Source organism: Alphaproteobacteria bacterium PA2 (assembly GCA_002256425.1).
GTDB lineage: Bacteria > Pseudomonadota > Alphaproteobacteria > Caulobacterales > Caulobacteraceae > Phenylobacterium.
In genome coordinates this window covers 1,761,728-1,775,953 of record NKIZ01000001.1, presented here as the reverse complement: position 1 = coordinate 1,775,953, position 14,226 = coordinate 1,761,728, and the positions used below count along the sequence as shown (strand labels likewise).

The following is a 14,226-nucleotide window of genomic DNA, read 5'->3' as shown; positions in this document are numbered from 1 at the left end:
GGGCCCGTTCTAGACCCGATTTGTCCTGAAGGGAAAGCGACCCGCGACGTCATTTCCCCAGACTCCGCCGGGAAATGAAAAAGGCCCGAAACCTTGCGGCTTCGGGCCTCGAACTCATGGCCCCCGGAAGGGGATGGATGCTTGTTTTAGCGGGCGGCCTGGAAGGCTTCGACCGTGGCGGTGACCCGCTCGTTGATCGGCTTCACAGCATCCTTCATGGAGGCCGTCATGATCTCGGAAACCTTGCCCATCTGGGTCATGTAGGACTCCATGGCTGTCTTGGCGAAGCCGGACTGCAGTTCGAACAGTTCCTGCACGCTCTTGACGCTGGACAGGGACTTGGCGGCTGCGACCTGGTTTTCCATGGCGGTCTTGGAATAGGCCAGGGTCTCGGTGGTCAGGGCTTCAGCGCCCTTTGCGGCGGCCGTAACCGAAGCGATGACGGCTTCGAGGTTCTTCTTGGAGTGCGCGTTGACGTCGTTCAGCGCGGTAAGGGACTTGTCGACGGCGTCCTTGAAAGCGGAATTGCCGGCGTTGGTGATCTGCTCAACGGTAGACTTGGCGGATTGGGCGGCAGCCATGGAAGTTCTCCGGATTTGGACCAAAGCGGCGTGTGCGCCGCGAAACAGTCGGGAGGCGGAATCTCGCCTTGAAAGCGAAACACAAATCTCATGCTGCACTGCAGCAGTCAAGGCGAATTTGTGCACCGCAACATGAATTGGCTAAGAACCGTGGCGCCGCAAAATTGCGCTAAATCAAAAATCTACCGAATGACCCGTGGTCAAACTTTGTTTACCCTCGCGCAAGGCAATGCCTGTCATGCTATGGGCTTGATTGTCGGCCTCCCTGCCGACGGCGTATTTTTCGACGGACGAACCTCATGATCGAGCCCGCCCGCCGCCTTTTGGCTGCAATCGGATCTGGCATCGCCATTTCCCTGTCGCTGCTTGCGCCGCAGGCCGTGGCGCAGAGCGCCTTCCTGCAGACGCCGACCATACGTCCACAGTACGCCGCCATTGTTGTAGACGCCGCCACAGGCGAGGTCCTCTATGCCAAGCGGGCGGACAGCCTGCGATATCCGGCTTCCATCACCAAGGTCATGACCCTCTATCTGACCTTTGACGCCCTTTCGACAGGGCGGCTAAAGCCCGACGACATTGTGACGATCTCGCCGCGTGCTGCTGCCCAGGGGCCGACAAAGCTGGGTCTGCCGGTCGGTGACACCCTCACCGTGTCGGAAGCCATGCAGGCCCTGGCCATCAAGTCGGCCAATGACATTGCAGTCGCCCTGGCCGAGACCCTGGGAGGATCGGAGAGCCGGTTCGCCGCCATGATGACCCTGAGGGCGCAGGATCTGGGCATGACCAATACCCGCTTCGTCAATGCATCGGGCCTGCCTGACAGCAGACAGGTCTCGACGGCCCGGGACATCGCCATCCTGTCCCGCGCCGTCATGCGCGACTATCCCCAGTATTATCGCCTCTTCACCCAGCAGCAGTTCACCTTCCGCGGAACCGTGATGAACAATCACAATGGCCTGCTGGGCCGTATGCAGGGGGTAGACGGCCTGAAGACCGGGTTCACAAACGCCTCGGGCTATAATCTTGCGGTCTCGGCCGTTCGGGATAACCGACGGATCGTGACCGTAGTCCTGGGCGGTCCGTCCAACGCCCTGCGGGACAAGACCGCTGAGCGCCTCATGCTGACCGGGTTCGAGGTCATGGGGCGTCGCGAGCGCGGCGAGAAGATCATGGTGGCCCAGAACCTGTTCGAACCGCCCCCGCCGCCCGTCTACGCCAGGCCCGCTCCGGCTTCCAATCCGGATGCGACAGCGGAAAAGGTCTACTTCACCTCGGCGCCGGCGCCGACAAACCTCGAGAAGTTCCAGTTTGTAGACCCGAAGACGACGACGCTGCATGTGTCCACCCGGACCGATGCAAGACCGGCGGAACGCGGCCGCTGGGCGATCCAGGTCGGCGCCTTCAACTCAAAGAGCCTTGCCGAGACCCAGGTCCAGACCATTGGCCGGCGCTTCGCGTCCCTGACCAGATCGGCGGCGCCGGTTGTCTCAGAGGCCGGACGAAAGCTCTGGAAGGCGCAGTTCAAGGGCTTCGACGAGGCTGCAGCCCGCGCTGCCTGCCGCACGCTCAAGGAAAAGCGCCAGGCGTGCCTGGTGGTTGATCCAGCCGACGGTCAAACCGCCTCCCTGGCGACTACGCCCACCATACGTCGACTGTCAGCTGACTCGTCCCGACTTGCCGAGCAATCGGTCCCGGGCCGCATTGATCTGCGCCGCTAGACCATCCGTGCCGCCCTTGTCCGGGTGGGCCAGCTTGATCAGCCGGGCATAGGCTTCAAGGATTTCCTTTCGATCCGCGTTCGGACCCACGCCGAGCAGTTGTCGGGCGTGGTGATCAGCCATGGTCGGTTCGGGTTGGGGTTTAGGCTCACCGGGGGACACCCGGGTGACAGACGCCAGCCACATTCCGAGCAGGAACAGGATCACCGCCGGAGACCAGCCGCCCCGAATGGCTACGAAAGCGCTGCTGGCGAAGGCGGCCAGGGAAATTGCGCCGGCCACCAGCCGCCACTCCCGTCGCCTCAGTCTTGGGCCCGACTGGCGCATCCACGCCAGGAGAACCAGGACGACGCCCCCTGCCAGAAAATAGATCAATCTCCGGCCGCCTGAACGGCCCCGTCCAGGGGCAGGTTGAGCGAGGCCATCAAGGCCCGAAGCTCCTGCCGGGCGGCCACATGCTGCAGGCTCATGGCGACTGGCTTGATGGAGGGCGACAGGTCAGCCACCGTCAGGCCGAATGGGAAGAGTTCCCGGTAGATGACGCGATCGCGAAGTCCCGGCCCGATGCGGAAACCCACCCGCCGCGACAGGGCCTGGACCCGATCATCGACCCGTCGACGGTTGCGGGCCTCTGTGGGGGCCAGGCGATTGCGTAGAACCACCCAATCAATGGACTGGCCGGAGTCCATGGCCCTTTGCTTGCGACTGTTCCAGACGGTCTCGGAGTAGAGGCTGGGGCGTTTCAATTCCAGGGTTACGGGATCCACGACCCCGAGGGTGTCAAAGTCGACAAAACTGTCATTCATCGGCGTCACGATCAGGTCGGCCCGTCCGTGCGCAGCGCGGCTCAGGGCTGTGTCGGCGCCGGGGGTGTCGATCAGGATGAAGTCAGAGCCTGCAGCTTCGTCGAGGGCGGCCTGGAACCTGGCCAGGACCACGTCCTCCGGCTGGGAAGCCAGCCCGGCCTCCAGCGCATGCTCCGTCGGCATTGGCGCCGTCTGGCCATTGGCCGCAAGCCAGGCCCTGCGGTTGGAGAAAAAGTGACCCAGGGACTGCTGGCGAATATCCAGATCGATGATCGAGACCGTCGCGCCACCGTGGAGCAGCCCAGTCACCAGGTGAATGGCCAGGGTCGACTTGCCGGCTCCGCCTTTTTCATTGCCGATGACGATGACCTTGGGTTGGGCCATGAACGAAACGCTCCACTCGACACCTGGATCATACCCGGCGAACTGAAACTAACCTGTGCCCAGGTCCGGCAGATCGTCAACGCAGACCGGCCATCAGCCTGTGGACGAAGCAGGATCCTGCGGCAATCAGCCGGTTACCAGGCGCCGACCTCGCGGAGCTGCCGGGCCAGATCGTCAGGAATTTCCGCATCGCCCCCTGATGGCAGATCGGGCGGCGCATCCTTCGGATCCAGGTATCGCCAACCCTGGAAGGCCCGTCGTGGGGTCGGCGCGACCTTGATGATGTCCGGGCTGAGCGCCATCTCGCACCTTGCAGCTGCGCCCTCGCCCACCTTCCGGATTTCCAGAATCTGCTGTCGACAAAGGATCATGCCCTTGAAGATCCGGTACAGTGATCCGCCCTCCAGCAATTCGTCCGCCCGCTTGGGCGTCATGCGGGTATGCAGAAGCCAAGGTCCAGGCCGGGCGGAATGCCAGTCCACCAGCTCATCAATGGTGTCACAGCCAACGCAGAGGCGGATCATGTGGAGGGTCACGGCGCCAGACTCTTCAGTCGCGCCAGGGCGACGCCTTCACTGACCTGATCGCCAGTCGAAACAGACAGGACCTCAACCACGCCGTCGAACGGCGCCGTCATGGCGTGCTCCATTTTCATGGCTTCCAGCACCAGCAGGACCTGTCCCCTGGTGACGCTGTCACCAAGGGCTACGCCAACAGAGACCACCTTGCCGGGCATGGGTGACCGGATGTCTCCGTCTCCCGCCGCCAGGGCAGCAAGGTCCTTCACGGGGGGACGGCCTTCAATCACATAGGTCTCGCCGCCTTCGAACAGGATCACGGCGTCATCATGCATCAGTATGTCAGCCTCGAAGTCCTCATCGGCGACGGGAGCCTCCAAGGCCACGCCATCCAGGTAGACACGCAGATCCGGCGCAGGCGGTGCATTCAGGCGGAACCCGGTCAGGTCTGTCCAGGGGCTAGCTGCCTCGTCATCGCCAGCGGCAATCAGCGCAGCAGCAGCGACCGTCAAGAGAGCCTCGGAGGGATCGGGCCTTTGCGCCAGGGCCTCCAGCCGCTGCTCGATGAACCCGGTGTCCACATCGCCCGAGATGAAATCCGCGTGGTCAAGGCAGCGGGCAAGGAAGCCGGCATTGGTCTTCAAGGGCCAGACCTCGACCGAAGCACAGGCCTCCGCCAGTTGATCAGAGGCGCCCTCCCGGGTGGACGCATGGGCAATCAGCTTGGCGATCATCGGGTCATAATGAGGAGTGACCTCGTCACCCTCTTCCACGGCGCTGTCGACCCGAACGCCTTCGGGCAGGCGGAAGTGATCGAGGGATCCGATGGACGGCAGGAATCCGCTGGCCGGATTCTCCGCGTAGAGCCGGGCCTCGATGGCATGCCCGGAAAGGCGGATCTGTTCCTGGGACAGGGGCAGCCCCTCCCCCGCCGCCACGCGGATCTGCCACTCCACAAGGTCAACGCCTGTGACGGCTTCTGTGACCGGATGCTCGACCTGCAGCCGGGTATTCATCTCCATGAACCAGATGCGGTCCGGTCTCAGGCCCTCGCTGGCGTCGGCGATGAACTCAATCGTCCCTGCGCCGACATAGCCGACCGCCTTGGCCGCCTTCACGGCGGCTGACGTAATGGCCTCACGGGCCGCTGCGGTCATGCCAGGCGCGGGAGCCTCTTCGATGACCTTCTGGTGGCGCCTCTGCAGTGAGCAATCCCGCTCGAACAGATGGACGACCTGACCGGACTGATCGCCGAAAACCTGGACTTCGATGTGCCTGGGCCGGGAGACATATTTCTCGATCAGGACCCGTTCATCGCCAAAGGCTGCGGCGGCCTCACGACGGCAAGACGCCAGGGCAGCCCCGAAGCCTGCTGAATCTTCAACCCGCCTCATGCCCTTGCCGCCGCCCCCGGCGACCGCCTTGATGAGGACCGGATAGCCGATCTGGTCAGCCTCGGCCTGCAGGCGACCGGCATCCTGGTCTTCGCCGAGATAGCCAGGCGTCACCGGAACGCCTGCCTGGATCATCAGGGCCTTGGCGGCGTCCTTCAGGCCCATGGCCCGGATGGCGGCCGGAGGCGGGCCAATCCAGATCAGGCCTGCGGCCATCACGGCCTCGGCAAAGTCTGCGTTCTCTGACAGAAAACCATAGCCGGGATGAATGGCTTCAGCCCCGGCTTCCCTGGCGGCGGCAAGAACCGCCTCTGGCAAGAGATAGCTTTCCCGGGCAGGCGCCGGTCCGATCCTGACCCCATGATCTGCGTCGCGGACGTGGGCGCTATCGGCATCCGCGTCGGAATAGACCGCTAAAGTCGCAATCCCCATCCGGCGGGCTGTGCGGAAGATGCGGCGAGCGATCTCACCACGATTGGCGACGAGGATGGAGCTGAACATCTCAGTGCAACTGGGCCAGGCCGACGAGCACCAGGGCCGCCATCATGATGGCGAACCCGAAGCAGGAACCCACAAACAGAAAAGCCATGCGCGCCAGGGTCCCGAAAATGCTGGTCTGATAGACCCCGCGCATGTGAGCGAACAGGTGAACCGGGGCAAGAAGCAGCAACCATGCAGATCCGCTGAACCAGGCTCCAGCCAGGATCACGACAGACATGAGAAAGCCCTGAAAGGACAGGGAGTGCATGGAAAAGATCAGATGGTCGAAAACATAGAACTGGCGCTGGAATACGAAGGCCAGGGTCAGAAGCGGCGCCGCGACCAGCACAAACAGGATGGCGAACTGGTGGCTCCAGTGCTCCATGGCGCTGACCAGTTTTTCCGGATCCCTGGCCGCCGCCATGACCCGGTGCTCAAGCCACTCAGTTACGGCCGCGCCAGCCTTGCCATCATCGAGCTTGGTTTCAAAGTGAACCTCGCCTGGTTTCGGGACGCCGATGAACTTGGAACCTTCCATGGGGTTCAGCCAGGCGCTCACTGATCCGGACATGAACAGGACGAGAAGCACGACGAGGTAGAGTCTGAAAGGCGGGATCTGGGAAGCACGCTTGCCGTCCAGATAATCCCTGGTGAGTTGGGCTGGTTTGGTGGCCAGTCGTCGAAGGGTGGTCCAGACCCTGCCATCCACATGCGTCAGCCCCTCGAAGGCTTCGCCGATCAGATGCAGTATGGATCGATGATAGGTCTCGGCCTTCTGGCCGCAGGCGTGACACCAGGGCCCCTGCACGGGTGTCTGACAGTTGGCGCAGGGCGTTCCCAGGGGCGCGCTGTGCCGTGACGCCCGCCCGAGTTCTCCGGCCACGAGGTCCGCGGTCGCAAGTTCCTGAATCCCAGACTCCACCTTGGCGCCCCATTTGCCCGACAGGTCCCAAGCATAGCCGGGGCCAAGCGGGAAATTCACCCTAAATCGGCGTCAGCCCCATTCATCTTGAGGCAAATTCCGCTTCAGGACTGCGCCCAGCCGGGCTTTCGCTTTTCCAGAAAGGCCAGGACGCCCTCCTGTCCTTCCTCGCTCACCCGGGTTCTGGCAATGCGTCGGGCGGTGTCTTCCATCAAGCCGCGATCCACAACCCTGTGGGCCACATCGCGAACCAGATCCTTGGACGCCGCAACAGCGCCTGGCGCGGCCAGTTGCATCTCTTCCGAAATCCTGGACTGCGCCTGCTTGAGGGCGGCGGCGTCGGCCACGCATTCGGTCACCAGGCCGATCTTCTCGGCATGGGCTGCATCGAAAACCCGACCGGTTGCGAACAGGCCCCGGGCTGCACGGGGCCCGATGGCGTCGACCACATAGGGGCTGATGGTTGCGGCGATCAGGCCCAGGCGAACCTCGGAGAAGCTGAACTTTGCGGCGGATGTCGAAACGGCCATATCGCAGGCGGCGGCCAGACCAGCGCCTCCGCCGAAGGCTCCCCCTTCGACCAGGGCCACGGTCAGGGCCGGAATGTCCCACAGGGCCTTCAGCATGAGCGCCATGCGGAAGGCGTCATCATGGTTGTCGGCTTCGGTCCTCTGGGCGGCCTCGCGCATCCATTCCAGATCCGCCCCTGCGCTGAAGGTTCCCCCCTCCCCCCTAAGAAAGACCACCCGCACGCCTTCCGCGCCCTGGAGGGTGGTGAAGGCCTCGTGCAGGGCGGCGATCAGTTCGGCGTTGAAGGCGTTGCGCGCCTCCGGGCGGTTCAGGGTCACGGTGACCGCCCCCGCCAGGGTCGCATCAATGCGGACCAGGCCAGACATGTCGTTGCTGTCTGCGCCCTCGACCATGGGATCGGCGATAGGATTGGTCATCGGATAGTCCTTCCGGTTGCACAGTTCGGATCATGCCTATCACGGTGAGATAGGCACGCCCTTGTCCTTCCGCAAATTTCCCGCCGCGGTCGGCTACATCCGGAAGATCCCAAACCGGGTCTCTCCAATGGGAGCGTTCAGGGCTGCAGAGATGGAAAGTCCGAGAACATCTCGGGTCTGGGCCGGATCGATGATCCCGTCATCCCAGAGGCGGGCCGTGGCGAAATAGGGGTCGCCTTCAGTCTCGTAGCGCTCGCGGATAGGCGCCTTGAAGGCGTCTTCTTCCGCCTGGGACCACTGGCCGCCCCTGGCCTCCAGCCCGTCCCGCCGGATGGTGGCCAGCACACTGGCCGCCTGCTCTCCGCCCATGACGCTGATCCGGCTGTTGGGCCAGCTCCACAGGAAGCGTGGCGAATACGCCCGGCCGCACATGCCGTAATTTCCAGCGCCGAAGGAGCCGCCGATCAGGACCGTGAACTTGGGAACCTCTGCGCAGGCCACCGCCGTTACCAGCTTGGCGCCGTCCTTGGCTATGCCGCCAGCCTCATACTTGCCGCCGACCATGAAGCCGGAAATGTTCTGCAGGAAGACAAGGGGAATGCCCCGCTTGCAGGCCAGCTCAATGAAATGCGCGCCCTTCAGTGCGCTTTCGGAAAACAGGACACCATTATTGGCGAGGATCGCGACTGGCTGACCCCAGATCCGGGCAAAGCCTGTGACCAGGGTCGTCCCGTAGAGCGCCTTGAACTCATCAAACTCCGATCCGTCGACGATCCGGGCGATGACTTCGCGCACGTCATAGGGCGCCCTGACATCGGCCGGCACGACGCCATAGAGCTCTTCAGGATCGTAGAGCGGCTCGCAGGGTTCGGTCAGGACCACGCTGTCGGGCTTGCGGGTATTGAGGTTGGCGACAATGTCACGGACGATCTGAAGGGCATGGTCATCATCGGCGGCCACATGGTCCACCACACCGGATCGGCGTCCGTGGGTGTCGGCGCCGCCCAGTTCCGTCGCTGAAATCACTTCGCCGGTGGCCGCCTTCACCAAGGGCGGACCGCCCAGGAAGATGGTGCCCTGGCTTTCCTCGCCAGCACCCCGGACGATCACCGTCTCGTCGCTCATGGCCGGGACATAGGCGCCGCCTGCCGTGCAGGACCCCATGACGCAGGCGATCTGGGCTATGCCCTGGGCGCTCATCTGCGCCTGGTTGAAGAAAATCCGGCCAAAATGGTCGCGATCCGGAAACACCTCGGCTTGATGGGGCAGGTTGGCGCCACCTGAATCCACCAGATAGATGCAGGGCAGCCGGTTCTGCAGGGCTACTTCCTGCGCTCTCAGATGCTTCTTCACGGTCATGGGGAAATAGGCCCCGCCCTTCACCGTCGCATCATTGGCCAGGATCATGACCTCGCGGCCACTGACCCGGCCGATCCCGGTGATCAGGCCCGACCCGGGGGCCTCGTCATCGTAAAGTCCGAACCCGGCCAGGGCCGCGGTTTCAAGGAAGGGCGAACCGGCGTCGAGCAGTCGCATGACCCGGTCACGGGGCAGGAGCTTCCTGCGCGCCACATGTCGCTTGCGGCTTTCCTCCGGCCCGCCAAGGGCGGCCTGGCTTGTACGCTGTTGCAGGGTCTCGACCAGGCCGCGATTGAGCGCGTCATTGGCCTGGAAGGTGGGGCTGGCGGGGTCGATGGCGGACTTCAAGACTGGCATATGCAAGGCATAGCGCCGCGCGGCGACGCAAGCTAGCATCCCGCTTCGTGGTCACACTGCCTGACATCCCGACGAACTCGGCCCTCGCCCGTCTGTTTGAGGATGAACGAGCCATGGGGGAAGCCACCTGGTTCTCCCTCCCCGGCGGCGCAACCCTGTTCAAGAGCGGCGATCCCTCTGACCAGCTCTATTTCCTCAGAGCGGGACGGCTTGGCGCCTTCCGCCGGGAAGAAGGCATGGAGCCGCAGTTCCTCGGGGTCATCCGACCGGGGGAGCCTGCTGGCGAGATGAGCCTGATTGCGGGGGTGCCCCACACCGGAAATGTGGTCGCCCTGCGGGATTCCGAGATCTTCGCCCTGCCCAGGGACGTCTTCTTCGAAGCCTGTGACGCCAGCCCTGCGGTCATGACCGAACTGGCGCGGCTGATGATCATGCGCAGCCGGCAGGCGGCGACCAAGAGCTCCTCGGGCGTCCCTTCGGTCTTTGGCTTCGTGACCATAGGCGAGCCTGTCGCCCTGCGGCCTCTGGTGGACCGGATCGCCCGGGAGATCGGTAAGCTGGGCTATACGGTCACGGTCATCGGAGCAGAGGCGCAGCACGCACCGACCGAATGGTTCTCCAATGTCGAGCACGACTACGATTTCGTGCTCTACGCCGCTGAAGCCGACGACATCAACTGGCGGCAGGTTGTCGGTCGCCAGGTAGACCGGCTGTTCCGGGTGGGACGCGGGGACGCTCCGCCGCCCAAGGACGGCCTGATGCGGTCCAGCGATCCCCTCCAGGCGCAGAACCTGGTGGATCTGATACTCGTCCAGAAGCGCGGGGTAAAATGGCCCAAGGGCTCCGAAGCCTGGATGGACGCCGCCATGCCTTCTCGGCTCTTCCACCTGCGCCGGGATGGCAATGAGGACTATGCGCGCATTGCCCGGGTCCTGACCGGGCAGTCCGTCGGCCTCGTGCTTTCAGGCGGCGGCGCCCGGGCCTATGCTCATATCGGCGCCATCCGCGCCCTTCGTGAGCAGGGCGTACCTCTGGACTTCGTCTGCGGCGCCTCCATGGGGGGCGTCATCGCCGCCGGGGTGGCCATGGGCTGGGACACGGAGGAAATGGATGAGCGGATCAAGGCGGCCTTCGTCGAGTCCAGTCCCCTCGATGACATCGCCTTCCCTATCCTGGCCATGACCCTTGGCGAGAAGGTTCATGTCCGCCTGCAGGAACACTTCGGCGAGGTCCATATCGCCGATCTCTGGTTGCCCTTCTTCTGCGTGTCTTCCAACCTGACCACCGGCGCCTATCACGTCCACAAGCGCGGCCTGCTGAGGGACGCCCTGCGCGCCACGATCTCCCTTCCAGGCATCCTGCCGCCGGCGACCCTGGACAACAATGTCCTGGTGGACGGCGCTGTCCTCAAGAACTACCCCGCCGACATCATGAGGGCCCTGCAGTTGGGTCCCATTGTCGGGGTCGACGTCACCCGCGGACGGTCCATCACCGCCGACGACGTGGCCCGGCCAGCTTCTGTGTGGCGCTGGATCCTGTCGGGTCAATGGCGCAAGGGCCCGCCCATAGTCTCCCTGCTGATGCGGGCTGCCACCGTATCCTCAGGACGCGATCTGGCCGCTTCCCGGGAGGCGACAGACCTGCTCATCACCCCGGAGGTGGCCGGGGTCGAAATCCGCGACTGGGCCGCCTACGAACCGGCCGTCAGCGCGGGCTACAAAACCATGATGGAAGCCATCGCAAAGCTGACCAAGCCAGTGATCGACCTGCGGCGCCGGGCCAGCCAGCACCAGGAAACCTGACCCTCGATCTCCTATTTGCAGACGTGCGAATCCGTGCCCATATCAAGGCCTTGTTCAAACAACTGAAAGGAGGTGACCCAGTGTCTCATTGTCTTCATCCGCAAGCGGAAACCGTGACCTGGGCCTCCATTGGTGAGGCGTGAGCGTCGGCTCTTTTAGGTTGCGCGGCCGCTGAGCGGTCCGACAATGGAAAGGCCGCTCCGGCGACGGGGCGGCCTTTCGCATATCTGCACGTCCAGCCCGGGCTAGAACCCGACGCAGGCCTGCTGGGTCACCACCATGACTGAGTCCTGATGGAACCTGGTGACATAGGCCGCCCTCGCCGCTTCAACCCGGCGCGTCAGGTCCCGGCTGGGTGTCGCGACCACCATCACGACCTTCGAGGCCTCGCGGATCAAGGTGTTGTCCGCGCCCTTCCACTGCCCCCCGCCGTCCAGAACCGTCAGGCCATCAGGAAAACGGGGGGTGAGTTCATCGTCGCTGAAGGCGCGGAAATCCGCATCGCTGACGCCTGGCTTGCCGCCGATATTGCGTCCGAAGAATAACTGCACGGTGAGCATGGATTTCTCACCGGCCGGGCAGGCCGCCCGTGGCAGGGTGGCGCATCCTGACAGGAGCAGGATCCCCAGAATCGCCCCGGCCGCCTTCATGCGCCGATCAACTCACGCCCGATCAAGTACCGGCGGATCTCATTGGTCCCTGCCCCGATGTCATAGAGCTTGGCGTCCCGCAGGAAGCGCTCCACCGGATAGTCCTTGGTATAGCCGGCGCCGCCAAGGGCCTGGATGGCCTCTGCCGCGACCTTTACGGCATTCTCGGACGCCATAAGGATCGCCCCCGCCGCATCGAACCGCGTGGTCATTCCAGCGTCGCAGGCCCTGGCTACCGCATAGACATAGGCCCGGGCCGAATTCAGGGCGACATACATGTCGGCGACCTTGCCCTGCATGAGCTGGAACGACCCTATGGGCTTTCCGAACTGCTTGCGCTCCCGGACATAGGGCAGGACCACATCGAGGCAGGCCTGCATGATGCCCAGCGGCCCGGCTGACAGGACTGCACGTTCATAGTCCAGACCGCTCATCAGAACGCCAACACCGCCATTCAGCGGGCCCATGACGTTCTCTTCGGGAATTTCGCAGTCTTCAAAAACCAGCTCTGCGGTATCGGATCCGCGCATGCCCATCTTGTCCAGCTTCTGGCTCACCGAGAAGCCCTTGAAGCCATTCTCCACCAGGAAGGCGGTAATGCCCTTGCTGGACTCCTCCGGAGACGTCTTGGCGTACACCACCAGGACATCGGCGTGCGGTGCATTGGTGATCCAGAACTTGGTTCCGTTGAGGACGAAACGGTCCCCCTTGCGCTCCGCCTTGAGCCGCATGGAGACCACATCCGAGCCTGATCCGGCCTCACTCATCGCCAGGGAGCCAACGTGATCTCCGCTGATCAGTCCTGGAAGATAACGGCGCTTCTGCTCCTGCGAGCCCCATCGCCGCAACTGGTTCACGCACAGGTTTGAATGGGCGCCATAGCTGAGGCCCACGGCAGCGGAGGCGCGAGACACCTCCTCCATGGCCACCACGTGTTCGAGATAGCCCAGACCAAGTCCGCCGAACTCTTCCTCGACCGTAATGCCGTGCAGCCCCAGGGCGCCCATTTCGGGCCAGAGATGCCGGGGAAAGGCATTGGACTGGTCAATCTCGGCGGCGATCGGCGCGATACGGTCAGCTGCGAAACGCGCCGTCGTGTCGCGAATGGCGTCAGCGGTCTCGCTCAGGGCGAAATCCATGGAGGGATTGTGGTTCGGGATCATGGATCGAATCTACCATGAGCCGGGCCTTCGCGCGAGGCGGGGCTAGTCGCCTGTGTCGTGCAGGGGCTCGATATATCCCAGATCCACCAGCAGCAGGTAGGCGGCGTAGCTGAGGCCCGCCAGTCCGATCAGGCAGACCAGCCAGCCAATAACCAGGGGATGGAAGAAACCTCCGCCCAGGGTTCCGTGGCCAGACCAGTAGATCCCGCCAATAGTCAGGGCCAGGGCTGGCGCCGCAACGGTCAGGATGGGTTCGAGATTGACCTTGGGACGGTCGACAATGTTCCAGGTGGCGGCGACCGAGGGTTCGGGCAAGGGGTCCTGCCGAAGGCCGAATGTGTCCCTGGGCGCGGGCGCTGGATCAGGTGCGCTCTGAACGTCTGGCGCCGGCATGGATTCAGAGCGCAGGTCGGCGTCGCCGGTCTCAAATCGGAGGGGCCAGGAAGGGTTTGACGGTGGAGATGGCGACGGGCCCTCAGATGAGGAGCCAACGGCCGCAGGGGCCGGTCGAGCCAGACTCAGGGGCGGCTCAACCCGCTCCGGGGTCGGATCGGCCCCTTCGAGAGGGGAAGTTACATCCGTCGGAGGCTCCCTCGGAACCTGTCCAAGGGTATCGACATCCAGCATGGGGCGCAGGATGGCGGATGGCGCAGGAACCCAACCCCTGGCCGGAGTCAGAAACAGCGTCTTTTCGGCCGCCCGACGACGGACCATGGCGTCAATGATCAGGGAACTGCCCTGGAACTCTGCGCGACGCCAAAGCTCCATGGCGCAGGCAGCCTGAAGCATGCGGCCTTCGTTGATGTGCTTGAGGACGTCAGATCCCCGGAAGGCCTCTACCCCGATATTGTAGACGAAGGCGCAGAGGGCATCGAACTGGTTCTGCGAGAGGGGCGTAAAGGTCAGGGTGTTTACCGCGTCAGCGACATCAATCAGGTCGTAGATCAACAGGGCTTCGGCATCCTGCTGAGAGACTTCTGCCCCCTCACGGGTGCTCCGGATATGACCATAACCGATGGTCCAGCGACCGTCGGTCAGGCTGGCGGCCGTATTCCGGAAGCCCTCAAAGCTCTTGATGAGCTCGATGGCGGCTTTGGAGACCTGATATCGCGGTTTCATAGCCCGTTGACCCAATTTGACACAGA

At 63.7% G+C, this 14,226-nt stretch carries 13 protein-coding genes; 2 read left to right on the top strand and 11 right to left on the bottom strand.

The window, feature by feature from the left end:
* Positions 1-146 precede the first annotated feature (146 nt).
* Positions 147-581 (bottom strand): phasin family protein, encoded by a 435-nt coding sequence (locus CFE28_08500; protein OYU70026.1) that lies wholly within the window; start codon positions 579-581, stop codon positions 147-149.
* Between the two features lie 299 nt (positions 582-880).
* On the opposite strand from CFE28_08500, the gene CFE28_08495 reads away from it, so the two are divergent.
* Complete coding sequence (locus CFE28_08495; GenBank protein ID OYU70025.1) at positions 881-2,299, top strand: peptidase M15; 1,419 nt, start codon at positions 881-883, stop codon at positions 2,297-2,299.
* Here CFE28_08495 and CFE28_08490 read toward each other — a convergent pair.
* From CFE28_08490 to CFE28_08460, 7 genes are all read right to left on the bottom strand, one after another.
* Positions 2,237-2,674: a molecular chaperone DnaJ gene (locus tag CFE28_08490; protein OYU70024.1), complete on the bottom strand. Its 438-nt coding sequence runs from the start codon at positions 2,672-2,674 to the stop codon at positions 2,237-2,239. The two genes, CFE28_08495 and CFE28_08490, sit on opposite strands and share 63 nt — an antisense overlap.
* Positions 2,671-3,489, bottom strand: coding sequence for an ATPase (locus tag CFE28_08485; protein ID OYU70023.1), 819 nt, complete (start codon positions 3,487-3,489; stop codon positions 2,671-2,673). The genes CFE28_08490 and CFE28_08485 overlap by 4 nt, the downstream gene beginning before the upstream one ends.
* A 134-nt stretch (positions 3,490-3,623) precedes the next feature.
* Positions 3,624-4,025: a hypothetical protein gene (locus CFE28_08480; GenBank protein ID OYU70022.1), complete on the bottom strand. Its 402-nt coding sequence runs from the start codon at positions 4,023-4,025 to the stop codon at positions 3,624-3,626.
* Complete coding sequence (locus CFE28_08475; GenBank protein ID OYU70021.1) at positions 4,022-5,902, bottom strand: methylcrotonoyl-CoA carboxylase; 1,881 nt, start codon at positions 5,900-5,902, stop codon at positions 4,022-4,024. Before CFE28_08475 ends, CFE28_08480 begins: the two co-directional genes overlap by 4 nt.
* Before the next feature lies 1 nt (position 5,903).
* A complete protein-coding gene (locus CFE28_08470) occupies positions 5,904-6,863 on the bottom strand; it encodes a hypothetical protein (protein OYU70020.1) in 960 nt (319 codons plus the stop codon).
* A gap of 44 nt (positions 6,864-6,907) precedes the next feature.
* A complete protein-coding gene (locus tag CFE28_08465; protein ID OYU70019.1) occupies positions 6,908-7,750 on the bottom strand; it encodes an enoyl-CoA hydratase in 843 nt (280 codons plus the stop codon).
* A 93-nt stretch (positions 7,751-7,843) separates the two neighbouring features.
* Positions 7,844-9,466, bottom strand: coding sequence for a methylcrotonoyl-CoA carboxylase (locus tag CFE28_08460; protein OYU71630.1), 1,623 nt, complete (start codon positions 9,464-9,466; stop codon positions 7,844-7,846).
* A gap of 113 nt (positions 9,467-9,579) precedes the next feature.
* On the opposite strand from CFE28_08460, the gene CFE28_08455 reads away from it, so the two are divergent.
* Entirely contained in the window at positions 9,580-11,268 is a 1,689-nt protein-coding gene (locus CFE28_08455; protein OYU71629.1) for a cyclic nucleotide-binding protein, read from the top strand.
* A gap of 245 nt (positions 11,269-11,513) precedes the next feature.
* Here CFE28_08455 and CFE28_08450 read toward each other — a convergent pair whose 3' ends face one another.
* From CFE28_08450 to CFE28_08440, 3 genes are all read right to left on the bottom strand, one after another.
* On the bottom strand, positions 11,514-11,918 hold the full coding sequence (locus CFE28_08450; protein OYU70018.1) for a hypothetical protein: 405 nt from the start codon (positions 11,916-11,918) through the stop codon (positions 11,514-11,516).
* Positions 11,915-13,057: an acyl-CoA dehydrogenase gene (locus CFE28_08445; GenBank protein OYU71628.1), complete on the bottom strand. Its 1,143-nt coding sequence runs from the start codon at positions 13,055-13,057 to the stop codon at positions 11,915-11,917. Before CFE28_08445 ends, CFE28_08450 begins: the two co-directional genes overlap by 4 nt.
* A 66-nt stretch (positions 13,058-13,123) precedes the next feature.
* Positions 13,124-14,200 carry a lysozyme gene (locus CFE28_08440; GenBank protein OYU70017.1) on the bottom strand — a complete coding sequence of 359 codons (1,077 nt, stop codon included), beginning with the start codon at positions 14,198-14,200 and terminating at the stop codon, positions 13,124-13,126.
* Positions 14,201-14,226 lie beyond the last annotated feature (26 nt).

What these genes read in the sequence shown, in the direction of transcription:
- CFE28_08465 (OYU70019.1), bottom strand. Translation starts at nt 7,750, where the DNA reads ATGACCAATCCTATCGCCGATCCCATGGTCGAGGGCGCAGACAGCAAC.
- CFE28_08495 (OYU70025.1), top strand. Translation starts at nt 881, where the DNA reads ATGATCGAGCCCGCCCGCCGCCTTTTGGCTGCAATCGGATCTGGCATC.
- CFE28_08440 (OYU70017.1), bottom strand. Translation starts at nt 14,200, where the DNA reads ATGAAACCGCGATATCAGGTCTCCAAAGCCGCCATCGAGCTCATCAAG.
- CFE28_08475 (OYU70021.1), bottom strand. Translation starts at nt 5,902, where the DNA reads ATGTTCAGCTCCATCCTCGTCGCCAATCGTGGTGAGATCGCTCGCCGC.
- CFE28_08445 (OYU71628.1), bottom strand. Translation starts at nt 13,057, where the DNA reads ATGGATTTCGCCCTGAGCGAGACCGCTGACGCCATTCGCGACACGACG.
- CFE28_08500 (OYU70026.1), bottom strand. Translation starts at nt 581, where the DNA reads ATGGCTGCCGCCCAATCCGCCAAGTCTACCGTTGAGCAGATCACCAAC.
- CFE28_08460 (OYU71630.1), bottom strand. Translation starts at nt 9,466, where the DNA reads ATGCCAGTCTTGAAGTCCGCCATCGACCCCGCCAGCCCCACCTTCCAG.
- CFE28_08455 (OYU71629.1), top strand. Translation starts at nt 9,580, where the DNA reads ATGGGGGAAGCCACCTGGTTCTCCCTCCCCGGCGGCGCAACCCTGTTC.
- CFE28_08485 (OYU70023.1), bottom strand. Translation starts at nt 3,489, where the DNA reads ATGGCCCAACCCAAGGTCATCGTCATCGGCAATGAAAAAGGCGGAGCC.
- CFE28_08450 (OYU70018.1), bottom strand. Translation starts at nt 11,918, where the DNA reads ATGAAGGCGGCCGGGGCGATTCTGGGGATCCTGCTCCTGTCAGGATGC.